General features: G+C 66.7%; 20 protein-coding genes. 9 read left to right on the top strand and 11 right to left on the bottom strand.

Annotation, left to right across the window (positions count from 1 at the left end):
* Positions 1–5 precede the first annotated feature (5 nt).
* The 3 genes from ACZ1JS_RS00770 to ACZ1JS_RS00760 form a co-directional block, all read right to left on the bottom strand.
* Positions 6–1,544 (bottom strand): lipopolysaccharide biosynthesis protein, encoded by a 1,539-nt coding sequence (locus ACZ1JS_RS00770; protein WP_465167270.1) that lies wholly within the window; start codon positions 1,542–1,544, stop codon positions 6–8.
* Between the two features lie 61 nt (positions 1,545–1,605).
* The gene (locus ACZ1JS_RS00765) at positions 1,606–2,376 is read right to left on the bottom strand and encodes an SLBB domain-containing protein (protein WP_465167269.1); all 771 of its coding nucleotides are present in this window, start codon (positions 2,374–2,376) and stop codon (positions 1,606–1,608) included.
* Positions 2,377–2,393: 17 nt separating this feature from the next.
* Positions 2,394–3,578, bottom strand: coding sequence for an outer membrane beta-barrel protein (locus tag ACZ1JS_RS00760; protein ID WP_465167268.1), 1,185 nt, complete (start codon positions 3,576–3,578; stop codon positions 2,394–2,396).
* Between the two features lie 292 nt (positions 3,579–3,870).
* Here ACZ1JS_RS00760 and ACZ1JS_RS00755 point away from each other — a divergent pair, with 292 nt between their 5' ends.
* The 4 genes from ACZ1JS_RS00755 (at position 3,871) to ACZ1JS_RS00740 (ending at position 8,662) form a co-directional block, all read left to right on the top strand.
* Positions 3,871–5,022: a GumK N-terminal domain-containing glycosyltransferase gene (locus ACZ1JS_RS00755; RefSeq protein WP_465167267.1), complete on the top strand. Its 1,152-nt coding sequence runs from the start codon at positions 3,871–3,873 to the stop codon at positions 5,020–5,022.
* Between the two features lie 69 nt (positions 5,023–5,091).
* Positions 5,092–6,432, top strand: a complete 1,341-nt coding sequence (locus ACZ1JS_RS00750) for an AAA family ATPase (protein ID WP_465167266.1) — start codon at positions 5,092–5,094, stop codon at positions 6,430–6,432.
* Positions 6,429–7,799: a GNVR domain-containing protein gene (locus ACZ1JS_RS00745; RefSeq protein WP_465167265.1), complete on the top strand. Its 1,371-nt coding sequence runs from the start codon at positions 6,429–6,431 to the stop codon at positions 7,797–7,799. Before ACZ1JS_RS00750 ends, ACZ1JS_RS00745 begins: the two co-directional genes overlap by 4 nt.
* Positions 7,796–8,662 carry a P-loop NTPase family protein gene (locus ACZ1JS_RS00740; RefSeq protein ID WP_465167264.1) on the top strand — a complete coding sequence of 289 codons (867 nt, stop codon included), beginning with the start codon at positions 7,796–7,798 and terminating at the stop codon, positions 8,660–8,662. The genes ACZ1JS_RS00745 and ACZ1JS_RS00740 overlap by 4 nt, the downstream gene beginning before the upstream one ends.
* A gap of 41 nt (positions 8,663–8,703) precedes the next feature.
* On the opposite strand, the gene ACZ1JS_RS00735 is transcribed toward ACZ1JS_RS00740, so the two are convergent.
* The 3 genes from ACZ1JS_RS00735 to ACZ1JS_RS00725 all read right to left on the bottom strand — a co-directional run bounded on the left by ACZ1JS_RS00735 (position 8,704) and on the right by ACZ1JS_RS00725 (position 12,941).
* A complete protein-coding gene (locus tag ACZ1JS_RS00735; RefSeq protein WP_465167263.1) occupies positions 8,704–9,693 on the bottom strand; it encodes a glycosyltransferase in 990 nt (329 codons plus the stop codon).
* A gap of 250 nt (positions 9,694–9,943) precedes the next feature.
* Positions 9,944–12,094, bottom strand: coding sequence for a cellulase family glycosylhydrolase (locus ACZ1JS_RS00730; RefSeq protein WP_465167262.1), 2,151 nt, complete (start codon positions 12,092–12,094; stop codon positions 9,944–9,946).
* Between the two features lie 106 nt (positions 12,095–12,200).
* A complete protein-coding gene (locus ACZ1JS_RS00725; RefSeq protein WP_465167261.1) occupies positions 12,201–12,941 on the bottom strand; it encodes a WecB/TagA/CpsF family glycosyltransferase in 741 nt (246 codons plus the stop codon).
* Positions 12,942–13,064: 123 nt separating this feature from the next.
* On the opposite strand from ACZ1JS_RS00725, the gene ACZ1JS_RS00720 reads away from it, so the two are divergent.
* A complete protein-coding gene (locus ACZ1JS_RS00720; RefSeq protein WP_465167260.1) occupies positions 13,065–13,508 on the top strand; it encodes a DnaJ domain-containing protein in 444 nt (147 codons plus the stop codon).
* Between the two features lie 50 nt (positions 13,509–13,558).
* On the opposite strand, the gene ACZ1JS_RS00715 is transcribed toward ACZ1JS_RS00720, so the two are convergent.
* The 4 genes from ACZ1JS_RS00715 to ACZ1JS_RS00700 form a co-directional block, all read right to left on the bottom strand.
* Complete coding sequence (locus ACZ1JS_RS00715; protein ID WP_465167259.1) at positions 13,559–14,344, bottom strand: hypothetical protein; 786 nt, start codon at positions 14,342–14,344, stop codon at positions 13,559–13,561.
* A 392-nt stretch (positions 14,345–14,736) separates the two neighbouring features.
* Positions 14,737–15,279: a Smr/MutS family protein gene (locus ACZ1JS_RS00710; protein ID WP_465167258.1), complete on the bottom strand. Its 543-nt coding sequence runs from the start codon at positions 15,277–15,279 to the stop codon at positions 14,737–14,739.
* Positions 15,260–16,537: a murein transglycosylase A gene (gene mltA, locus ACZ1JS_RS00705; protein WP_465167257.1), complete on the bottom strand. Its 1,278-nt coding sequence runs from the start codon at positions 16,535–16,537 to the stop codon at positions 15,260–15,262. The genes ACZ1JS_RS00710 and mltA overlap by 20 nt, the downstream gene beginning before the upstream one ends.
* A gap of 5 nt (positions 16,538–16,542) precedes the next feature.
* Positions 16,543–17,187 carry a Tim44/TimA family putative adaptor protein gene (locus ACZ1JS_RS00700; RefSeq protein WP_465167256.1) on the bottom strand — a complete coding sequence of 215 codons (645 nt, stop codon included), beginning with the start codon at positions 17,185–17,187 and terminating at the stop codon, positions 16,543–16,545.
* 179 nt (positions 17,188–17,366) lie between these two features.
* On the opposite strand from ACZ1JS_RS00700, the gene secB reads away from it, so the two are divergent.
* From secB to ACZ1JS_RS00680, 4 genes are all read left to right on the top strand, one after another.
* The gene (secB, locus tag ACZ1JS_RS00695; RefSeq protein WP_345878993.1) at positions 17,367–17,867 is read left to right on the top strand and encodes a protein-export chaperone SecB; all 501 of its coding nucleotides are present in this window, start codon (positions 17,367–17,369) and stop codon (positions 17,865–17,867) included.
* A gap of 362 nt (positions 17,868–18,229) precedes the next feature.
* Positions 18,230–19,810: a murein biosynthesis integral membrane protein MurJ gene (gene murJ / locus ACZ1JS_RS00690; RefSeq protein ID WP_465167255.1), complete on the top strand. Its 1,581-nt coding sequence runs from the start codon at positions 18,230–18,232 to the stop codon at positions 19,808–19,810.
* A gap of 12 nt (positions 19,811–19,822) precedes the next feature.
* Positions 19,823–20,827 (top strand): tryptophan--tRNA ligase, encoded by a 1,005-nt coding sequence (gene trpS, locus ACZ1JS_RS00685; protein ID WP_242118218.1) that lies wholly within the window; start codon positions 19,823–19,825, stop codon positions 20,825–20,827.
* 101 nt (positions 20,828–20,928) lie between these two features.
* Positions 20,929–22,560 (top strand): alpha-D-glucose phosphate-specific phosphoglucomutase, encoded by a 1,632-nt coding sequence (locus tag ACZ1JS_RS00680; protein ID WP_465167254.1) that lies wholly within the window; start codon positions 20,929–20,931, stop codon positions 22,558–22,560.
* A 185-nt stretch (positions 22,561–22,745) separates the two neighbouring features.
* On the opposite strand, the gene dnaA is transcribed toward ACZ1JS_RS00680, so the two are convergent.
* The gene (dnaA, locus tag ACZ1JS_RS00675) at positions 22,746–24,152 is read right to left on the bottom strand and encodes a chromosomal replication initiator protein DnaA (RefSeq protein ID WP_465168598.1); all 1,407 of its coding nucleotides are present in this window, start codon (positions 24,150–24,152) and stop codon (positions 22,746–22,748) included.
* Positions 24,153–24,313 lie beyond the last annotated feature (161 nt).

Raw genomic sequence — 24,313 nt, 5'->3', positions numbered from 1 at the left:
GCGCCTCACGATACCGCCCCGCGCCGCCGGGCGATCGAGCGCGCGCCGGCATCGATCAGCGACACCAGAAATTCCCCCAGCAACCAGCGCGGCCGCCGCCACAGCAGGATCAGCCCGACGACCAGCAGCGCCGCCCCCGAGACGCTGACCGTCACCAGCGCGGGCGCCGCCGCATCTCGCAACAGCGTCACGACCGGCAGCACGACCGCGACGCTCAACGCCGCCAGCAACAGGCCATGCCCGTGGCTGGCGACGAACGCGCGCAGGTCGACGCCGGCGATGCGACAGGCGTTGACGTTGATGATGCAATAGGACGCCACCACCGCGATACTCCCTGCCAGCGCGACCGCCTCGATACCATAAGGATAGGCGATCAACGCCCCACCGACGACCATCCCAAGATACACGATCTGATTGAAGATCATTGCCCCCGTCGCCGCCTTCGCCCGCTGCAGCGACCCGCCGATCTTCGACCCCAGGCGAAAATAGCTTGCCGAACACAGGATCGCAAACGGCCCGATCACCGCCGCCCAGCGCGATCCGAGAATGATGTCGATCACCTCCGGCGCCAGCACCGCCAACAACGCCGACATCGGCATGCCGATCGCCGCGGTCAGTTCGGTCCCGCGCAGGAAGGCGGCGCGCAACCGCACGGCATCGTCCTGCACCTGTGCCATGGCCGGAAACACCAGTCGTTCGGCGATGCGGGTATAGAGTTCGGACGGCACGCTCATCAGGTTGAAGGCGCGCGAATAGATGCCGAGCGCGGCGGCATCCATCGTCCGGCCGACGACCAGATTGTTGGAGCGCAGCGCGAAGAAGTTCAGGATGCGCGCCAGCGAAAAGCCGGCCCCGCGCCCCATCAGCCGCCGGACCCCCGCCCGCGTCAGCAGCGGTCGCATCGGCGGGCGGACGATCGCGACCAGCCATCCCGCCTTGAACGCGGTTTCGACCAGCGCCGCCGCCACCAGCGCCCAATAGCCCCAACCGAGCCATGCCAGCAGGATGCCGACCCCGCCGGTGCCGACGATTCGGCCAAGCACCTGCGCGATCATCACCCGTCGCACATCGAGCCGCCGGACCAGCAGATTTTCGGGCACGATGCCGAACGACTGAATGACGAATACCAACGCCAGCACGCGCAGGACGTCGGTCACTCCGCCGATATGAAGGAAATCGCCCACGAGCGGCGCCAGAAGCTGCGCGAGAAGGAAATAGCCGATGCCGGTCAGGAAAACGAGCGTCCCGGCGATGCGCAGATCGTCGCGCGTCAGCCCCGGCATCTGTACGATCGTCGCGCCGATCCCGACCTCGGCGAGCAACAATGCCAGTTCGATGAAGATCGTAGCACCGGCGATCACGCCGAAATCATGCGGGAACAGGATGCGGGCGAGCACGGCGGTGAAGCCCAGCTCGATCCCCTTCGACGTCAGTTGCAGCGCGGTGGTCCACCCTGCCCCGGCCGCCAAGGTGCGCTTCATCGACCCCGGCGGGCCGGCGCGCGCCACCGGGTCGCGATCCTCGATACGGCTGTCGTCGCTCATCGATCGCAAAGCCGGTGCGAACCGACCGGCGGACGCTCCCCGGGAACGTCCGCCGCCCCGGTCAGAAAATACGCTCGCGCACGAACAGCACGTCGTCGGGCAGAACCGGCGCGGCCAGTTCGGCCTCCAGCTCGCGCCCGCCGCGATACAGCGTCACCTTGCGCTCCGAACCCGACAGTGTCGGGCCACCCGCGCGGGCCAGTGCCTGGCGGATGGTCATGCCCGGCGCGATCGCGAACGCCCCGGCATTGCCGATCTGGCCATAGACATAATATTGCGGCGCCGGGATGGCGTAGACCGCATCGCCCGGCTGCATCGCGATATCGGCCTGCTGCCCGCGCGCGATCTGCGTCAGGCTGTAGGTCGTGACCTTGCCGCCGCGCCGCAGCTCGACGATGTCCGAGCCACCCTCGCGCAGGCCGCCGGCCCGTGCCGCCAGTTCGCTCAACTGGGTCGGGCGGTCGAGCGGCACGATCCCCGGCTTGGCGAACTCGCCGAGCACGGTGACGGTGCGGCTGGCGTAATCGACGATCTCGACGTTGACGATCGGATCGTTGACGTACCCGCCGCGGCGCAGCTGTTCCTGGATCGCGCTGGCCAATGCCTGCGTCGTGCGATTCGACGCCTCGACCCGGCCGACCAGCGGCAGGGTGATCGACCCGTCGGACTTGATCCGGGTCTTCGTCACCGAACCACCCTGACCATAGATCGACACCTCGATCTGGTCCTCGGCCCCCAGCCGATATCCATCCCATGTCGCCTGCGCCGCCGCGGGCTGCACGAGGGCGCACGGCATCGCGATCGCAATGGCCAGACTGACGAACGCCTTCATCCCCTTATCCTTTCCCATCAAATGCGCAGCAACGCCCGTAATGTCGTGGAGAAGCTGTCATAATCGTAAAAATCATTCTCGGCGGTACGCTGCCGGTAGCGGGTCGCCAGTTCCAGCGTGATTGGCTGTGCCAGTCGGTAGCGGACATCGGCCTGCGCGGTAAGCTGGGTATCGGAACCGCGCGGCTGCGCAAGGAACAGCGGATCCTCCCCCCGGTAATCGCGCTCGGACAACTGGACGCCTGCGCCGAACGACGTCTTCCGGCTGACCGTCAGTCGCGCACTGAAATCGGCCTGCCGCCGCAGGATATAGCTGGTGCCCAGATTGCCGCGTGCCGAAACCGACCGGCCATAGCCCGCCGACAGCACGAAGCGCGAGATCGGCGTATAGGATGCGTCGATCGCATAGGTGATGCCGCTGAAGGGCGACGCCTGTGGCGATGCCGGATCGGCGGAAGTGTAGCCGACCTCGGCACTCGCCTTGATCCGGGTACCGACGTCGCGGGCGAGGCGCAGGCCGGCCGAGCGGACCTGCGTCACGTCGCGGATCGGCCCTTCCGGCGTTGTGAGCACCCGCGCGCGCCGGATCGTCGAGAACGCACCGAACAATTGCGCCGTGCCGAGGCTGGGCCGGCTATACCCGATGCCGATGCGACCATCGATCGTGTTCTGGTTCCGCTCCTGCCGGCGCTGGTTGTCGACCTTGAAATATCCGGCCGAGGCCAGCGGATAGAAGCCGGCCGGACGCGGGCAGCTGGCGTTGATCGAATAATCCTGGGTCGTCGCGACGTTGCTGATGACGACGCCCAGATCCTCGAGATCGGACTGCGCCTGGAAGAAGCCGCCCTGGACCGTCGCGCGGCATTTCGGACCGACGCGCACGTCGGCACCGCCGATCAGCGCGATATCCTGCCGGTTCAGAAACCGGAAGCGGTCGTTCCACACATAACCGGCATAGCCGTTGGCGAAGATCCGCTGCCGCGCCAGTTGCCGGCTGTAATCCAGCGTCAGGCGCGGTGCCATCGACAGATTGTCGGTCGGCCCGTTGGTGCGCTGTTCGCCCAGACGCAGGATATTGGTGTCATAGGTTTCGACCACCGCCAGCGACAGGTCGAACTTGTTCTCCTGCGCCTGCGCGGGTGCCGCGGCCACGACAAGGCCGACTGCGCCAGCGGTCGCGGCGATGGCGACTGGACCCTTCATTCCCCGAACTCCCTGTCGGATGCGGCGCATCCGGCCCTCCGCTCTATGACTTTCCGGCGGCCCGGTCAAAACCCGGACGCACCCGTTACGATCCGCGTGCCGGCGCTGCCGGACAGCGTCCCGTCACCGCGACGAACGGGGTAACTAACCACGGCGGCTCGACAAGTATATCCCTATGCTGCATTGCGGCATCATTTCGCCTCCGCACCATTGACCCCGCGCAAATGGCAAGCCATTGCATGGCTGGAGGCGCGGGTCGATGACCGGCGCAGCACGCTATAGGGAGCGCGATATGAGCAAGGGACGGGTCGTGTTCGTGTCCGCCTTTCACGATTATCGCACCGCCAAGCGGGCGAGCATTCACCCCATCGCCAAGGCCTTGGCCAATACCGGCTATGACGTCACCTTCCTGTCGACGCGGTTCAGCCGGCTGTCGCGGCGCAAGGGTGATTCGCGACTGTTCCTGTGGGACCGGGCCAACCGGTTCGAAACGGTCGACAATATCCGCTGCTATCTGTGGCGTACCGCCTTCCACCCCTTTGCTACCGGCTCGGCGCTCGGTGATAAGGTGATGGGGACGCTGTTCCCGCTCTATGCGGAACTGCCCAATCGCGACGTCGACCGGATGTTCGCCGAGGCCGATTATCTGGTGGTCGAGGCGACGGTCGCGGCGGTCATGCTGCGGCGGATGCGGCGGCTCAATCCTACCGCGCGAATCATCTATTACGCGACCGACCGGCTCGATACCGTCGGCGCCCACCCCTATGTCCGGCAGCGGCTGGAGGTGGATGGCGCGCTGGTCCATCATGTCAGCCTGCGCTCCAGCGTGATGGCCGAGGATTTCGGCTGGGCGACCGACCGGCTGACCCGGATCGGCTTCGGCATCGATCCCGACGATTTCGTCGATGACGGCACCAATCCCTATGCACCTGGCACGCTCAACGCCGTGTCGGTCGGCGCGATGCTGTTCGACCAGAATTTCTTTCGGATCGCCGCCCCGGCCTTTCCCGACGTCCGGTTCCACGTCATCGGCAGCGGCGCGAAGTTCGATGCACCGGCCAACGTGATCCTGCATGACGAAATGCCGTTCCGTGCGACACTGCCCTATCTGCGCCATGCGACGATCGGCCTCGCCCCCTATCATCGTGCGGCAGGGGTCGAATATCTGGCGGAATCGAGCCTGAAGCTCGCCCAGTATGAATATCTTGGCCTGCCAGCGGTTTGCCCCGACTTCGCGCAGGGCGATATCGCATCGCGTTTCGGATATCGTAACGACGACCCGGTATCGATCCACGCGGCAATACGCGATGCGCTGGCGGCAGCGGGCAGCGTGGCACCGCGCGTCTTTCCCACATGGGACGGGATCGGCGAACGGCTGCTGCACCCCGAACGCTATCCGGACACCGCTCTGCCGGGGCACGCGCTTCCGCATTCGAACCGATAGGCAATTGATGACGTTTATGCGATGCAAGGTTCGGGCAGTCCGGGGCTGGCCCATGGGGAAGGAGGCGGAATGTTCGATCGGTTGATGGCGCATGTCCGCCTGCTGCTGCGCAGGATCAATGGCGATACCGGACGGATGCTGCCCAGCCCGCTGAAGGTCGCGGCACAGGCGTCGCGCCCGCCGGTTCCGCGCGCGCCGACGCCGCCGGCGCGGACCGCCGCCCCCGAATTGTCGCCCGAACGCCGGATCGAACGCACCCGCGCGCTCGCCGTCCGCCTGTTCGGCGCGAATCAGCCGGTCGACAATCCGCGCGACCTGTTCGGGCGCGAAGCCGAATTGCGGACGCTGCGCGAAGCCGTGCTCGAATCGGGCATGCACGCCGTCATCCATGGCCCGCGCGGCAGCGGCAAGACGTCGCTGGTCCGCGTGTTCGGCGACATGGCCGATGCGCGCGGCGCCACCATCATCTATTTGTCGTGCGCGGGCACCGGCGATTTCGGACAGGTCATCCTGCCCTATCTCCACGAACTCGGCCCCGCCCCCTTCGGACTGCGCGGCGACGAATATAGCAAGGCGATCGACCTGTTGTCGGCGGCACCGACGCCGCGCGCGGTCGCCGCGCTGCTGGCCCGTGCCGACCGCGACGACGTCGTCTTCATCCTCGACGAATTCGACCGCCTCGACGATACCGAGACCAAGGCGCAGCTCGCGCTGCTGCTGAAACTCCTGTCCGACATGCGCTCGCGGGTGCGGCTGCTGTTCGTCGGCATTTCCGGCGACGTCAACGAACTGATCGACGTCCACGCCTCGGTCCGCCGCCACCTGACCGCGGTCGGGCTGAAGCCGATCGCCGATGCCGAGGTGAAGAATTTCATCCGCCTGACCAGCAACGCCATCGGCCTGACCATCGCGCCGAACGCGCTGGAGGCGTTGCGCTGGGCCGCCTGCGGTTCGCCTTATCATATGCGGCTGTTCAGCCTGCAGGCGTGCCTGGTCGCGATCGACCGGGGACAGCAGGAGGTCGACGATACGGCGATGACCGAGGGGCTGCGGCGCGCACAGGCGATCTGGCGTACGACCAATCCGCGCGACGACGAACTGTTCTCGCGACTGCTCGCCGCACGCCGCTATCCGATCGCGCTGCTCGAAAGCTTCGCGCGGGCCTGTGCCACCCATCTCGAATTCTCCGTCGCCGACCTGACCGACGCCCTGATCCGCGACGGCCATGATCCGGCGCTGGTACCCGACCTGATCGACAGCTTTTCGCCTGCCCTCGGGCGCATGCAGGAAGGGTCGCAGCGGCTGGCGTTCGACGACGTGCTTGCGCCGCAATTGCTGCTGTCGATGTGCGTGACGACGCGGACGGGCGCTGCCCCCGTGCCGGCCGCCGACGAAGGAACCATGCAATGAACGTCTGGGACTATCTCGAGTCGCTGAAGAGCCGCTGGCGGCTGATCGCGCTGGTCGCGCTGGCGTGCATCCTCGCCGTCGCGATCTGGACGTGGCAGTCGCCGCGCACCTACACCGCGTCGTCGACGCTGCTGTTCGATTTGCAACAGGCCGATCCGGTCGCGGGCGGCGGCGGCGCTGCCAAGGCATCGGCATCGGTGCTCGGTACGCAGGTCGACATCATCCGGTCTGGCGTCGTCGCGCAGCGCGTCGCCGAGAAGCTCGGCTATGACAAGGACCCCGACCTGATCCAGCGCTATCGCGAATCGGGCGAACAGCGCATCGGCCTGCGCGAATGGATCGGTCGCCGGCTGGTCGCCCCGCTAGAGGTCGTGACGACGCGGTCGACCAACGTGCTGTCGCTCAACTACAAGAGCGCCGACCCGGAAAAGGCCGCGCAGCTCGCCACCGCCTTTGCCGAAGCCTATGTCCAGACGCAGCTGCAGCTGCGCATCGACCCGGCCCGCGTCTATTCGCAATGGTTCCAGTCGCAGATCAACGAGGCGCGCGATCGGCTCGAACAGGCGCAGCGTCGCTTGAGCGGCTTCCAGCAGGCGCGCGGACTGGTCGGTGCCGGCCGGTTCGATATCGAACAGGCGCAGCTGAGCGAGCTGTCGCAGCAGATGACCACCGCCCAGGCCGAAGCCGCGCAGTCGCGCGCCCGCGCCAACACCTCGGTCGGGTCGTCGTCCTCGGCGCAGCAATCCGCCGTGGTGCAGGGACTGGACGGGCAGATTGCGGGCAAGTCGGCCGAATTGCAGCAACTGCGCCAGTCGCTCGGCCCCAACCACCCGATGGTCGTCGCCGCGCAGGCGCAGATCACCGAACTGCGCAACCGGCGCAGCGCGGCGGTCGGCACCGTCGTCGACGCGGTCCGCACCGACAGCGCCGCCGCCTCCGCGCGCGAAGCCAATCTGCGCGGTCTGGTCGCGGCCCAGCGCGAACGCGTGCTGCGCCTTGCCAGCGCGCAGGACGAGATGGCGGTGTTGCAGCGTGACGTCGACTCGGCGCGCGCCGCCTATGACGCGGTCACCGCGCGGCTGAACGAAGTCCGCCTGCAGAGCGAGATCCCGCAGACCAATGTCAGCGTGCTCGACCGCGCCACCGCGCCGACGCTGCCGTCCAGCCCCGACGTCGCCCTGCGGCTGCTGCTGGGCATCGTCGGCGGCGTGTTCGCCGGGGTGATGCTCGCGCTGTTCCTCGAATGGCGCCGGCCGCGCGTCCGCACCATCGACGGCTTCGAGCGGGCGACCGGGCTGCCGGTCCTCGTCGATCTCAGCCGCGGATCGGTCCATGTTGGTTTCGCCGGAAAGGAAGCATCGGCATGAGGTTGCGTTCCAGCACGTCGCGGGCAGCGACCGATCGCTACAGCGACGTCGAAACCGCACTGATCGACGCCAACCGGCTCGGCCGGGAGGAACTGGACCGGATCGAGGCCTATCGCGCCCGCACCGGCGCCAGCTTCACCGAAGCGGTGGTCGATCTCGGCGTGGTCGCGCCCGAACAGGTGCAGCGCACGCTTGCGACGCGGGCGGAGGCGGGCACGCTGATCGATCCCGACGCCACCGGGGTCAGCCGCGCGGTCGTCGCCGCCTATGATCCCGACAATGCGCTGACCGTGAAGCTGCGCGCACTGCGCTCCAGCCTGTTCGCGATCGAGGATCTCGAACGCGGCGACCTGCGCGTGATCGTCGTCGCCGCGGTCGGTACCGATGATGCACCCGGTGTCACTGCCAATCTCGCGACGCTGGTGGCGCAACTCGGTCAGCCGGGCCTGCTCGTCGATGCGAATTTCGCCGCCCCGACGCATCACAGCCTGTTCGCGGTCGACCCGGCCGAGGGCGTTACCTCGCTGCTGTCGGGTGCCGAGGATCGCACGGCGACGGTGGTCGAAACCCCGGTGCCCAATCTCTCGCTGATCGCGGCCGGCCCGGCGATCAATGCGCTGCCCGAAACCGTCGAGCGCGTGTCGCTGGTCGAACAGATCCGCGCCATCCGGCTGGGCCATCGCTTCGCGATCATCGACGCCGGGCACCAGCCGCCCGAAATGGTCGCGGCGATCGCGCGCGGCGCCGACGGCCTGCTGCTGGTGGTCGAACGCACCCAGACGCCGTTCGCCGCGCTCGACGAACTGCTGCCGCGTCTCGAAGCCGCCGACGTGCCGGTGCTCGGCAGCATCCTGATCCGCTGAAAACTCGGCGGGACGGTCGCATACGGCCGCCCCGCCCCCGATCACTCGTCCGACTGGCGGAAAAACGCCAGTCGCCGGGTCAGGATCGGCCGGCCGATCCGTTCCCATAGCAGGGGCGACCGGTGCAGTCCGGCCAGCGCGTGGATCATCCGCACCTGCCAGCTTCCCGCTTCGCGGCGCGCCTGCTCGATCACCGGCCAGCCACGCGTGAAATCGCCCTTCACCATCAGCCGCGCCCCGAACCACGCCAGTTTGCGCCCCAGCACTTCGGGCCGCTGCCGCAGGAACGGAGCGAGATAGCCATGCCGGTCGAGCGGATCGGCCTCCCCCCGGTCGACCGCCCGTGCGCATTGCACCGCGAAGTCGGACAGATAGGCTTGCAGCACCAGCTTTTGCGGATCGGCGCTCACCCCGCCCGCCGGCTTGAACCGCCGGTACAATATCTCCGGCACGATCGCATAATCGGCAAGGCGCGAGATCCGCAGCCACAGGTCGCGATCCTGCGCGTAGCGGAAGAATTCGCGATAACCGCCGACCTGATCGTACAGCGCCCGGCGGAACATGGTTTCGCCATGGGTGAACAGGTTGCGGGTCAGCAACGCTTCGTGGAACGGCAAACCGGCCGGCGGGCGGAACACTAGCGTCCCGTCCCCCACCGTTTCGTCATCCTCCACCCAGCATCCGACCACGCCGATCGCCGGGTCGTCGATCAGCACCTGCGCCTGGCGCGCGACGCGATCGGGAAAGGACAGGTCGCCCGATCCGTGGATGGCGACGAACGCACCGCTGCTGGCGCGGATCGCGTCGTTGATCGATGCGACGAACCCGCGATTGCCGCGCGAGATGACGGTCAGCCGCGGATCGTCGAACGTCCGCAGTTGCGCCAGCGTATCGTCGGTCGATCCATCGTCGACGATCACGATTTCCAGGTTCGGATAGGTCTGTGCCAGCACGCTGCCGACCGATTCCCTCACCCGGCTGCCACGATTGTAGAAGGCACTCACCACCGACACACGGGGCAGGTCGGTCATTCGCTTCCCTTCTATCGTCCTACGGCGACCGTCCTGACGGGCATTGTAGGGGATTGGCGGCGCGAAGTCTGCCCCCGAATGTCAGGGCAGCCGCACCGCGATTGGCGGAACGTGACCAAGCATAGATTGCCGCCTTTACCCGCGGGTTAACGGTCCGGCCGGAACGGCGGCCGTCGCCACCCCGAAACGCGGAAAGACCGTCCGCTCCTATCGGAACGGACGGTCCGGCCGGGCCGAGGCCGCCATTGTTTCAGAGGATGAAGTCGCTGGCCGACAGCTTGTACTGGAACCCTTCCAGCCGGATGCCGAAATCGGCCTTGCCGTCGCCGTTCAGGTCGACCTCGATCTGGGTATAGTCGTCGATCCGCTCATAACGGAGCTGCCCGGCCTTGCGGCTGAAATCCGCGTCGCCAATGAAGGTCATCGCCTGGTTGCCGCCGACCTTGGTATTGGCGTCCATCGCCGACAGGTCGATGACGTCCTCGCCGCGGGTGAAATCCATGATGCGGTCCATCGTGCCGCCCTTGGATTCATTGGCGGCGAGGAAGCGGAACGTGTCGCGGCCGGCACCACCGGTCAGCCAGTCGCGATTGGTCCCGCCGGTCAGCACGTCGTTGCCCGCACCGCCGAACAACTGGTCCTCGCCCTCGCCACCTTCCAGCCAGTCATTGCCTGCACCGCCGGTAAGAATGTCGTCGCCCTTCAACCCGTACAGATGGTTGCCGGCGTCGTTGGCGGTCAGCTTGTTGGCGCTGCTGTTGCCGGTGCCGCGCCGCGCATCGCCTGCCAGCGTCAGGTTTTCGACATTGGCGGCCAACGTCCAGTCGATGGAGGCGATGACGGTGTCGTTGCCTTCCTTATACCCCTCGACGGTCTGGTCGCCGACATTGTCGACATAATAGGTGTCGTTGCCGGTCCCGCCAAGCATCCGGTCCGCGCCACCCAGCCCGTCGAGCGTGTCGTCGCCCCAGCCACCACTCAGGATGTTGGCCATGGCGTTGCCGACGATGACGTTGTCCAGCTTGTTGCCGGTGCCGCTGATCGCGCTGCCGTCCAGCTTCAGGTCCTCGAACGACGTGCCCAGCACCCAGTCGACGGTGGCATGGACCAGGTCATGTCCCTCGCCGACCCGTTCGGTCAGCACGTCGAGGACATTGTCGACATAATAGATGTCGTCGCCCAGCCCGCCGGTCAGGATATCGGCCCCCGCCCCGCCGTCGAGCACGTCATTGCCCTTGCCGCCGATCAGCGTGTTGGCGGCGCTGTCGCCGATCAGTACGTCGTTGAACGCGCTGCCGACGACTTCCTCGATCGAAACATATTTCACGCCGTCGAGCTTGACGGTGACGCCCGCCGTCGCGGCCGAGAAATCGACCTTGTCATAATGGTCGGCGGTGCCGATGCGCGGTGCCGACGACACCGTATTGGCCGCCGTCCCGGTCGAAACCGGATTGGGCGCCCACAATTGCGCCAGCCCGACATCGTCGCTGTCGGCGAGGTTCTTGAGCAGCGTGTCGAGCGACGCCTTGCCTTTGCCGCTCTTGTCGAGCAGCCCGACATTATAGCCGTTGAACCATTGGCCCGCGCCCCAATAGGTGCCCGACAGGCCGTAATCGTTCATCGCCTTGAGCATATTGTCGAGCGCGACCTGCCAGCGCGGATCGTCCGACGGCACGCCGAATTCGCCGATGAAGCCGCGCGCGCCCTTTTCCTCCAGCCATTGGACGAACGCCTGCAACCGCTTCACGCCGATATCGGCGGTGGCGCCTTCCTGGTCGTAGCTGCCGGCATAGGTGCCCGACTGGTTCTTATCGAGATAGAGATGCGCTTCGTAGACGATGTTGTCGGCCGGATCCTTGATATCCAGATTGGGGTTGTTCGACGCCCAATTGGTCGCGTTGGCCCAGCTTTCGCCCTCGACGAAGATCGTCGTATTGTCGCCCAGCGCGCGGATCGCATCGACCGCCGCCTGCGCCGCCGCTGGCCACACCGTCTTGTTCGGCATGTTGTGCGGTTCGTTCATCAGGTCATAGCCATAGACCGCCGGCTTGTCGCCGACCGCATCGGCCAGCTTCGACCAGAAATCGGCGAACTTCTCGACCGGGACCTCGGCGGTGCCGATCGCCTTGCCGGCGAACCGCCCGTAATTATGGACGTCGATGATGACCTTCATGCCCAGGCTCTGGGCATTGTCGAGGAACTTCAGCAGCCGCCCCAGTTCCTGTTCGTCCAGCGGCCCGCCCAGCTTGTCCTGCAGGCGCTCCCACTTGACCGGAAGACGGACCAGTTCGATCCCCTTCGCGGCGTAGAAGGCCAGATCCTTCAGCGACGGGTAGATATAGTCATAGCCATAGCGGTCGCCCTTGCCGAACTCCGCACCGGACAGGTTGATACCAAGCATTACAGACCCCGCATCCGTCGCAATATTGCGACCTTCCCGGGTGTTATGCTGGCTGCCCTGTCGATATTCGGTTGCGTGACGGGGCTAACGCGCCGTTCATCATCTTTTAATTGTTACGCTTGCGATCCTTTAGGACGCCGTACAGGAACCGCGGATTGCCAAGGACATAGCGGTTGAACATCCGCTTCGGCTCCAGCCCCAGCCGATACAGCCATTCCAGCCGGATCGTGCGCAGCCAGTTGGGCGCACGGGGAATCGCGCCGGACGTGAAATCGAGGAACGCGCCGACGCTCATCGACGCCATGCCGATCCGGTCGGCATGGCGCGCGGCGAAGATTTCCTGTCGCGGCTGGCCCATGCCGATCACCAGCAGGTTGGCGCCCGACCGCGCGATCTCCTCGACCAGCGCCGGTTCGTCTTCCGGCTTGAAATAGCCGTCGCGCACGCCGACCACCCGGTGGCGCGGATAGCGCTCGGCGATGATCTCGCCCGCCTGCGCGGCGATGCCGGGGCGGCTGCCCAGCAGGAACAGGCGCAGGTCGTGCCGGCTGCGTTCGAAGAAGATCGGGATGAAGTCGCTGCCATTGACGTTGGCCGGGAACGGCGCGCCGTACAGCAGCTTGCGGGCCATATCGACGCCGATCCCGTCGTTCAGCACGAGGCTGCCGGAATAGGCGTCGACCAGCCGCCGGTCGTCGCGTGCCAGATTGACGCTGTGCGCGTTGCAGAAGGTGACGCTGGCACCGTCGGCGGCATCGATCCGCTCGTCGACCGCCGCCACCGCTTCGTCAAAGGTCAGGACGGCGATGTCGACCGGGCCGATCCTGCTGGTTTCCGCCTCGATCATGTTCGCTCCGTCGGGTTGGCACTGTGCGCATCATGGTGAACCCGGCGCTAAGCCTATCGCTCAACCGCCCCGCAACCGCGTCCGTAGCAATGGCTTTGACGAATAGTCAATCGAGGCGGGACGATGACCGATACTGCCGATCCCTATACGGTACTCGATATCGATCGCGGGGCCGATGCGGAACAGATCAAGCGGGCCTTTCGCCGGATGATCGCGCACTCGCATCCCGATCGCTCGCGCGATGCCGATGCGGCGGACCGGGCGGCGGCGATCATCAGCGCATACCGCACCCTGTCCGATCCCGAACGGCGGCGGATGGTCGACCGGCGTCGCGACCGGCACCCCATTCCGCCGGGGGCCGAACGCCGGAAAACCGTCCGACGGGCGGCCGACCGGGCGGCGCTGTCGCGACAGCGGAGCCTGACGATGCTGGTGCGCGACACGGCGGCGGTGGCGATCGCGGTCGTGCTGGTCGCCTATCTGCTGGCGCCCGATTTCCGCGCCTATCAACGCGATCGTCGCGACGGAAAGGCGATCGCGGCGGTTGCCGGTGCCCCGGAACGATAAAAAGCCCGGCACTTTCGTGCCGGGCTTTCCATGGATCGCGATGCGAACGCTTATGCGCTCGGGGTCGGATCGAAGGTCGAGTTGGCAGTGCCATAGTAGTAGTAGGTCACGCCGTTGATCTCGTTCGAACCGAGATAGGTGACCGAGGTCTGGCTGGTGAAGTCCAGCTGGCCGCCCGGGCCGCCCTGCGGATCGCTGGCCGACGGACCGTTCGAACCCGAGATGTCGAGCACGTCGTTCTGGCCGAAGGTCACGGTCTGGTTCGAGTCGCTGTCGAAGATCATCGACGTGGTGACGAGCAGATCGTCGTCGCCGAAGTTGTTGATCGTGTCGCCACCCAGGTTCAGGCCCAGCGCATTGTCATGGAACAGCACCTTGGCGCCGCCCGACATGTCGAACGTGTTGTCGCCGACCGTGCCTTCGATCACGTTGGTGCGGCCGAAGGGCTCCCACAGGTTCTTCAGCGTCGCCGAGTCGGCGTAGACGAAGCCACCGTTCTTGTCGCCGAGATAGCGCAGCTCGGTGATGTTCGCGTTGTCACCGGCGAGCTGCAGCTGGTCCTGACCGGCGTTGCGGCGGCTGGTGCGGTCGATGTCGAGCACGCCGTTTGCGCCGAACTGGATGAAGCCATCGCCATTGCCGTCGAAGATCTGACGGTTGTTAATGATCGAGTCGTTCGCGCCCCAGCCGAGGAACAGGTCGTCACCGACATTGCCGTTCGCGATCACGAACGCGTTGGCGCCGTCTGCTGCCTGATAGGTGTCGCTGGTCCCGTTTGCGACCACGTCCTGCCGCGTTGCGGTGGAGATCAAAACGCTGTTGTCACCAAATGCCATATCACAATCCTCCTTGTTGCCCGGGAGGTGCGCGGCGGCCGACGATCGACCCCCTGCACCATTCAGTCCCCCTTTTCCGCGCAGAGGCAGGAAACAGGTTTTTCGAATGCCTTCCCCCGGTTCAGCAACGTCTACTCGACGAGCACGGCATTTACTTTCGAGTAACCATTTCGTTCCCGGTCAGAGACATGCATTTACATACGTCCCGTTGCGGGACAGCACAAGCGTGGCGAAAATGTCTCAAACCGGGACTAACCCGCTGGAACCGCAACTGGTTCCCGGCTACAATATCCGATCCGGTACGGTGGCGTTACGAGCCGCGAAGGTCCGACGTTCCCGATGCCCGCACACCCCGGTTCGGCCGCCCGTTTCGCCCCCGGCAAACCCGGTTCCTAGGGCGTTCGGTTGCGCCGCAAAATAAGGTAGAGCGCACCCCCGCCCCCATGACGCGGATGCGCGCCGCGAATGGAGGCGATGCGGTCGACATGCCGCCCTGCAGCGATCCAGTCGCCGATCGCCGCGCGGATCGCCCCGCGCGCATGCGGACGTTCGGATTCGGGGCGCGGCGGACGGCCGGTAACCACCAGCAGCACGCGGTCGCCCCGCGCGATCGCCCGTCCCAGTTCCTGATCGAGTCGCGCATGGGCGGTGGCCAGCGTATGGCCGTGCAGGTCGATCGTCGCGTCGGGGCTGACCAGCCCGCGCGCCAGCCTGCGGTCCCATCCCGCATCCAGCGTCTCGCCCGGCGTCCGGGCGGCGCGGGCGGGCTTGGCGGCGGGTGCCGCGACCGCCCGCACCGGCTTCGGCTTGGGCGCGCCATGCGGTTCGAGCGGTGCCGTGGCGGCGACCGGTCGCGCGCCGTGCAACGGCTTCACCGCCGCGACGACCCGCGCCCACAGCGCCGCCTCGGCCGGATCAAGGCGTCGGCCGGCCACTCGCAATCCGTGCGACGGTCCCGATCGGCAGCAACAGGAACGCCGTGCCCCGCGCGCTCATGCCACCGGCGATCGCCCGCGCCTCATCGCCCGCGCCCCAGAAGGTGTCGAAGCGGTTGGTGCCCTTGATCGCGCCGCCGGTATCCTGCGCGACCCACAGGCCCGACGCATCGGTACGATCCATCGACAGGAACACCGGCGCGCCCAGCGGCACGAACCGCACATCGGCGGCGACGCTGGCATTGCCGGTCACCGGCAGGCCCATCGCGCCGAGCGGCCCCGGCCCGGTCAGTTCGCGAAAGAACACGAAGCTCTTATTCTCGCGCATCACCGCGCGGCCCTGTTCGGAATTGGCGCGCAGCCATGCCATCAGCCCCTGCATCGACGCCTGATCGGGCCCGATCAGCCCGCGGTCGCGCATCAGCTTGCCGATGCCGGTATAGTCGCGGCCATTCTGCCCGGCATAGCCGATGCGCATCACGCCGCCATCGGGCAGGCGCAGCCGTCCCGACCCCTGCACCTGCAGGAAGAACATCTCGACCGGATCGGCCGCCCACGCGATCTCCAGCCCGCGCCCGGCCAGCGCGCCTTCCTCGATCGCGGTCCGGTCGTAATAGGGTACGAACTTGGCGCCATCGACGCGGCCGCGTATCCGCTTGCCCTTCAGGTCCGCCGAGAACAGCCCGAGATCGGCCTCGACCAGATCGCCCGGCACACCATAGATCGGCGTTTGATAGCCCGGCTGGCGGGTGCGCGACCCGTAGATTTCAGGTTCATAATAGCCGGTCGCGAATGCCTTCCCGTCACCGACCTGCGCGGTTTCGAACCATTGCGCGAAGAAGGTCCGCGCCTGCCCCGCACCGACACCACGCGCGGCATCGCACGCCCCCTGCCAGTCGGCCCCTTGCGTCAACCCGGTCGGATCGGTCCGCCGCATCAGCGACGGACAGGAGATGCGAAATGCCGCCAGCGCCCGCGCGGCGGACTCCTCGGTCAGCGGCAGCGAGGCGACCGGCGGCCCGGCAACGACACCCGCCGTCAACGCGGTCGTCGCGCCATCGACGGCAGCACCGCCGGTGATCGGCGGCAACGGCACCGCCCCGGTCGGCTGGCGCACCGCCACCGGTCGCTGCACCGGCGCCTGCGTCCGCACCGGCGGGCGCGAGGACGTCGCCGTCTCCACGCCCCGCGGCACGATCGCATTCGAACAGCCAGCCAGCAGCAGCGCGGCAAGCGCCGCCAATCCCCCCTTGCGCATCGACGTCAGGCTTCGTCGGTATCGGCAAGCTTCCAGTTCGGGTCGTTGCTCTTGAGCACCCGCAGGAAGGTCCAGACGTCATGCGTCTCGACCGCGTCGGACATCGACCCGGCAACGATATTGCCCTCGGCGTCGCGGGTGATCGCGGCGATATCGGCATCGAACCGCACCGAGACGCGCGCCACGCCGCCTTCGACCGACGCCTCGGTCACCACCGCGCGTTCGATCGACACCAGCCGGTTGTCGAGCACATGGCCCGCCGCGTTGCGATCGGCGATCGCCTGCGCAAAGGCGTCGCGCACGTCGCGCTCGGTCAGCCATTCCAGCGTCGCCTCGTCACCCTTCCAGAATGCTTCGAGGATCATGCGATAGGCCGACTTCGCCCCGTCGATGAACTGCGCGACGTCGAACGAGGGATCGGCGGCGATCAGCGCGCGCAGACCGCTCTCCGCCCCGCTCTCGACATGGCGCGGGCCCAGCACGCGTGCTTCGGGCGTCACCTCGATCGGGCGCGCGACCGGCGGCGTCGCGATCCGCTCGTCCGCGGTCCGCGGCAAGGGTTCGTGACCGGTCCGCTTCCCCAGCACGGCATAAAGCCGCATCGCCAGAAACGCCGCGACCATTGCGAGCAGGACGACAAAAACCACCATGCCTTCACTTCCTTCCATCGATCGGACATAGGACCGAACGAGCGCGGATACAAACGGCGTGACGGCCATAAGTTCGCCTGAGTGGTCGACCCGTTGAATCACGGTCGGGCCGCTGCTAGTCCGCGCCATCTTAACGCGGGAAGCGCCAAAGCTATCCGCCCGAGCCGACAGGGATCGACATGGACGAACAGAACGCCGCAGGCGGCATCGACGCCTTTGCCAACGGGGACGACAGCCAGCCGTCGGTCAACGTCATCACGCAGTACGTCAAGGATCTCTCGTTCGAGAATCCGAGCGCGCCGGGCGTCTATCAGATCGCCGGACAGCCCAAGCTCGACGTGCAGTTCAACATCGGCGCCAACCAGGTCGGCGACGACGTCCACGAAGTCGTGCTGAAGATCGAGGCGCGTGCCGAGGTCGAGAATCAGGTCATGTATCTGGTCGACCTGTCGTTCGCCGGCCTGTTCGGCCTGCGCAACATCCCGGCCGAGCATCTCCAGCCCTTCCTGCTCGGCGAAGCGCCGCGCATCCTGTTCCCCTTCGCCCGCCGCGTGCTGGCCGATGCGGTGCGCGACGGCGGCTTCCCGCCGCTGCTCCTCGAACCGATCGACTTCGCACAGCTCTATCTGTCGCAGGCCGAACAGCAGGGCGCGCTCGGCGAAGTCGCCGGCCACGCCTGATCTTTTCCGGGCGGCGGGCACGGACGTCGGTCCGATCGACAATCGAGGACGCCGACTGCCATGCAGCTGGGTGACACGCAGTTCCGGCCACTCCTACCCCCGCGCAGGCGGGGGTCCAGGATCACGAGCGCCGTCATTCCATTGCCAAGGCCCCCCGCCTGCGTGAGCATTCTGCGAAAGTCTCATACCTACCTCAGAACCCCTCCGTACCCCCGCGCAGGCGGGGGTCCAGCGCCAAGCAGAACAACGGCTTGCGCGCGTGGCTCTGGATCCCCGCCTCCGCGGGGATACGGCGCGGCGGACTTTCGCAAAGGTCTCACCTGCGCGGGGGTACTGCCTTCCGTTCGATCGGCCTTGAATCCATGAAACTGGCGAAATCGCTGGGGTCGGTCGGCGGCCTGACGCTGGCCAGCCGCGTGCTGGCGCTGGGGCGCGATTCGCTGCAGGCGACGTTCGTCGGCGCAGGCTTCGCGTCGGACGCGTTCCTCGTCGCCTTCCGCCTGCCCAACATGTTCCGCGCGCTGTTTGCCGAAGGCGCGTTCAACGCCGCCTTCGTGCCGCTGTTCAACAAGAAGGTGGCCGAGGGCGACGCCGCAGCGGAAGGTCAGGGGCTGCCCGCCGGCATCGCCTTTGCCCAGGCGGTGCTGTCGGTATTGTTGCCGGTACTGATCGGCGCGACGATCGTCATGCTGATCGGCGCATGGCCGCTGACCTACCTGCTGTCGGGCGGGTTCAACGACCCCACCCCCGCGCAATTCGCCTATGCGGTCACGCTGTCGCGGATCACCATTCCCTATCTGCTGCTGATCTCGATCGTGTCGCTATTGGGCGCGATCCTCAATTCGCTCGACAAATTCTGGGTCAATGCCGCCGCGCCGATCCTGCTGAACGTCGCCATGGTCGCCGGCCTGCTGTTCTTTCACGGTCCCGATCCCTATGCAACGGCCCGCGTACAGGCATGGGCGGTCACCGTCGGCGGCGCGTTGCAGCTCGGCTGGGTCATGTTCGCCTGCCGTCGGGCGGGCGTGTCGCTCCGCCCGCAGCGCCCGCGCCTGACCCCCGACGTGCGCGAGATGCTCCGTCTCATCGTCCCCGCCGCGATCGGCGCGGGCGCGATGCAGATCAACCTGCTGATCTCGACCGCGCTGTCGGGGCGGCTGCTCGATCAGGGATCGATCTCCTACATCTATTATGCCGACCGGCTGAACCAGTTGCCGCTGGGGCTGATCGGTATCGGTCTCGGCACCATCCTGCTCCCCACCATCTCCCGCCAGCTCGCGCGGAAAGAGGATGCGGCGGCGATGGATACCCAGAATCGCGGCATCGAACTGGCGCTGCTGCTGACGCTGCCGGCGACCATCGCCTTCCTGACCGTCGCCGAGCCGATCATCCGCGCCCTGTTCCAGCATGGCGCGTTCGGGCCGGAAGATACGCTGCGCAGCGCCCAGTCGCTCGCCGCCTTCTCGCTCGGCCTGCCCGCCTATGTCCTCATCAAGGTGATGACGCCGGGCTTTTACGCGCGACAGGATACGCGGACCCCGGTGCGCTTCGCGATGCTCTCGATCGTCGTCAACATCGTGCTCAACCTCGCGCTGATCCCGACCGTCGCGCATATCGGCCCGCCGCTCGCCACGGCGGTTTCGGCATGGATCAATTTCGCGATGCTCTACGTGACGCTGCGACGGCGCGGACATTTCGCGTTCGACCGGCAATTGACCCACCGCCTGCCGCGCTTCGCCATCGCCGCGCTGCTGATGGGGGCGGCGCTGTTCTTCGCCGATCGCATCGTCGGCCCATGGACGACCGGCGAAGTGATGACCCGCATCATCGGCATGGTCGCCCTCGTCGGCGCGGGTGCCATCGTCTATGGCCTTGCCTGCCTTGCCACCGGAGCGTTCCGGCTGGCCGATCTCCGCGCGCTGCTGCGTCGGCGCGCCGCCTGATAGGAAACAGAAATGCGTGTCGTCTCCGGCATCCAGACCACCGGCAATCTTCATCTCGGCAATTATCTGGGCGCGATCCGCAACTGGGTGCGGTTGCAGGACCGGATGGGCGCCGACGATGTCTGCCTGTTCTTCCTCGCCGATCTCCACGCGCTGACCGTGACGCAGGATCCGAAGGTGATGGCGTCGAACACGATCGAGATGGCGGCGACCTTGCTGGCGGCGGGCATCGATCCCGACCGCTCGATCCTGTTCAATCAGGCGCGGGTGCCCGCGCATAGCGAACTGGCGTGGATCCTCGGCGGCACCGCGCGGGTCGGCTGGCTCAACCGCATGACCCAGTGGAAGGACAAGGCCGGCAAGAACCGCGAAGGTGCCAGTGTTGGGCTGTTCACTTATCCGGTGCTGCAGGCCGCCGACATCCTCGCCTACCGGGCGACGCATGTGCCGGTCGGCGAGGACCAGAAACAGCATCTCGAGCTTGCCCGCGATATCGCGACCAAGTTCAACCTCGATTTCGGGGTCGAGCTGTTCCCGCTGCCCGAACCGATGATCCCGGAAGATACGCCGCGGATCATGAGCTTGCGCGACGGCACCGCCAAGATGTCCAAGTCCGATCCGTCGGACATGAGCCGCATCAACCTGATCGATTCGGACGAGCAGATCGCGACCAAGTTCCGCAAGGCCAAGACCGATCCCGAACCCCTGCCCTCCGAAGTCGCCGGCCTCGCCGAGCGGCCCGAGGCACGCAACCTCGTCACCATCTATGCCGCCCTGTCGGGGGAGACGTCGCAGGACGTGCTCGCCAACTTCGGCGGCCAGGGGTTCGGCGCCTTCAAGCCTGCGCTCGCCGATTTGGCGGTGGCGAAGCTCGGCCCGATCCGCGACCGGCTGGTGGCGCTGCTCGACGATCGCGCCGCCGTCGGCGCAACGCTCGCCAAGGGCGCAGCAAAGGCCGATGCACTGGCCCGCCCGACCCTGCTCGCCGCGCAACAGGCATTGGGACTGCAAGTCTGAATATTTGTTTTAGTTAATCGGTGCCACGGCCAATTACCTGTTGTCCGTGGCACCTTCGTCACCTTATGCGTTCGGCAAGGCCACTACAGGGGAAGCCGTTCGTGACCAGCACCACCGCCCAGACCACGCCCTTTACCGACCAGAAGCCCGGCACATCGGGCCTGCGCAAGAAGGTGCGGGTATTTCAGCAGCCTAACTATGCCGAAAACTTCATCCAGTCGGTGTTCGACGTGGTCGAGGACAAGGACGGCGCGACGCTGGTGATCGGCGGCGACGGCCGCTATCTGAACCGCGAGGTCATTCAGACCGCGATCCGCATGGCCGCCGCCAACGGCTTCGCCCGCGCGATCGTCGGACAGGGCGGCATCCTGTCGACCCCCGCCGCCTCGAACGTCATCCGCCAGCGCGGCGCGATCGGCGGCCTGGTCCTGTCGGCCAGCCATAATCCCGGCGGCCCCGACGAAGATTTCGGCATCAAATACAATGTGTCGAACGGCGGCCCGGCGCCCGAAAGCTTCACCGACGCGCTCTACGCCCGCACGCTGGAGATCGACCGCTACCACATCAGCGACGTGACCGGCATCGACCTCGACACGCTCGGCGAACGCGATGTCGATGGCCTGACCGTCGAGGTAATCGACTCGGTTGCCGCCTATGCCGATCTGATGGAGACGCTGTTCGACTTCACCGCGATCCGCGACCTGATCGCCGGCGGCTTCCGCCTGTCGTTCGACGCGATGAGCGCGGTAACCGGCCCCTACGCGACCGAGATCCTCGAACGTCGCCTCGGTGCCGCGCCCGGGACCGTCGTCAACGGCACCCCCCTTCCCGATTTCGGCGGGCATCACCCAGACCCCAACCTCGTCCACGCGCACGAACTGTACGAGCGGATGATGGCCGCCGACGCGCCCGATTTCGGCGCGGCCTCGGACGGCGACGGCGACCGCAACCTCATCATCGGCCGTGGCATTTTCGTGACGCCCTCGGATTCGCTCGCGGTCCTCGCCGCCAACGCGCATCTCGCCCCGGCGTATAAGGACGGCATTGCCGGCATCGCCCGCTCAATGCCGACCTCCGCCGCCGCCGACCGCGTCGCGCAGGCGCTGAACGTGCCGCTCTACGAAACGCCGACCGGCTGGAAATTCTTCGGCAATCTGCTCGACGCCGGCCTCGTCACCATTTGCGGCGAGGAAAGTGCCGGCACCGGTTCCAACCATGTCCGCGAAAAGGACGGGCTGTGGGCGGTACTGCTCTGGCTCAACATCCTCGCCGCGCGCCGCCAGCCGGTGGCCGAGATCATGGCCGACCATTGGTCGCGCTATGGCCGCAACTATTATGCGCGCCACGATTATGAGGGCGTCGAACAGGCGGGCGCCGACGCGCTGATGGCCTCGCTGCGCGATCGTCTCGCCACCCTGCCCGGTACGACGATCGGCGACCTGACCGTCTCCGAAGCCGACGACTTCGCCTATCACGACAGCACCGACGGATCGGTCAGCCGCAAACAGGGCATCCGCATCCTGTTCGCGGACGGATCGCGCATCGTGTTCCGCCTGTCGGGCACCGGCACCCAGGGCGCGACGCTGCGCGTCTATATCGAACGCTACGAGCCGGCCGACGGCGATCTGGCTCAGGAAACCGGCGACGCGCTGGCGCCGCTGGTAGCGGCTGCAGAGACGATCGCGTCGATCACCCAGCATACCGGCCGCAACGCGCCGGACGTCATCACGTAAGAAGGATTGGTTCACGCGAAGGCGCGGAGGGGGTTGCGTCGAGCGTCTACCTCACCCGCGCCAGCGGCCTCTCCGGTGCGGCTACCGCCAGCGCAAACGTCTCCCGATCGCGACGGCGGTGCGACAAGCGCAACTCTCCGCGCCTTCGCGCCTTCGCGTGAACCATTCTTCTTTCTGAAACCCGCTCAGCCCTCGAGCGAGCGCAGCAGCGTCCGCACCGCGCTGTCGATCTCGCGATCCACCCCACGCAGTTCCTCGATCCGCCGTACCGCATGGATCACCGTCGAGTGATCGCGATTGCCGAACTTGCGCCCGATCTCGGGCAGCGAGCGCGTCGTCAGCTGCTTCGCCAGATACATCGCCACCTGTCGCGGCCGGGCGATCGCCTGCGCCCGCCGAGCCGAGATTAGGTCGAGCTGCTTGACCTCGAAATGCGCCGACACCGCGCGCTGGATATCGTCGATCGTCACGCGCTTGGCCGGTCCGGCCAACATCTCGCCCAGCGTCGCATGGGCGAACGCCATGTCGATCGTGTCGCCGGTCAGCGACGCATAGGCGATCAGGCGGTTGAGCGCCCCTTCCAGTTCGCGCACGCTGCCGCGAATACGGCCGGCAAGCAGGTCGAGCACGTCGCCGGGCACGACGATGCCGGGTACCTCGGCCAGCTTGGCGGCAAGGATCGCGTGGCGCAGGTCGGTTTCGGGCAGCTTGATATCGGCCACCAATCCGCCGCCCAGCCGCGACAGCAGCCGCGGATCGATCCCCTCAAGCAACGCGGGCGATCGGTCGCAGGCGATCACCACCCGCTTGCCCGCATCCATGAACGCGTTGATCGTGTGCAGGCATTCCTCCTGCGTCGCGTCCTTGCCCGCCACGAACTGCAGGTCGTCGATCATCAGCAGGTCGACGCCGCGCAGGCGGGCCTTGAACCCATGCGTATCCCGCGCACGCATCGCCGCGACGAATTCGAACATGAATCGCTCGGCGGGCAGATAGACCGCGCTCGCCGCCGGATCGGCATCGAGAAACGCATGGCCGATCGCATGCATCAAATGGGTTTTGCCGAGACCCGTGCCGCTATGCAGGAATAGCGGGCTGAACCGCGGCACGCCCGGCTCTGCCAGCGCCTTCGCCGCATTGAACGCGACTCGATTCGATGCCGAAACGACGAATCGGTCGAAGCGATAGCGCGGATCGAACGCCGGCCGTTCGGCCGGCGCGCGTTGCGGCACGGCAGCGGCGAAGGCGATCGGCGCGGGCGTCGTCACCGGCACCGGCTTCGATTCGGGCAACGCGGCGGGCGGTACGATTCGCGCCTGCAGCGCGCTGGCCGTTTCCACCACCACGTCGCGCACCTGCGGCAGTTGCGCACGGAATTCGTGCGTCAATCGTTCGGCATAATGATTGCGGACCCAATCGGTCATGAACGCCGATGGGAGGGTCAGGCGGACGACGCCGTCCTCGTCGGGGGCGACCAGCTCCATCGGCTTCAGCCACCGGTCGAACACGCGCTGTCCGGCGGATGCACGCAGGTTGTGCCGCACGCGGGCCCATGCCGCTGCAACCTCGACCTGTCCATGATCCACCGCCATCGTCACCGAACACACCCCTCCCGCCCGGAGAATCAGCTTCTCCGCCACGGTTCGTCCATCGTTTAAGAGCCCCCCTGACCGCGCCGAAGCGGCGGTCGCACACGAAGATTCGTGCGGGCCCCGACCACCGCGATCGGCGCCGGGAAGTGCTGTTTAGGAAC

This window comes from Sphingomonas sp. BL-S-05 (genome assembly GCF_055521695.1).
Note: the sequence above shows the minus strand (reverse complement) of the source record. Positions and strands in the feature narration are given on the sequence as shown.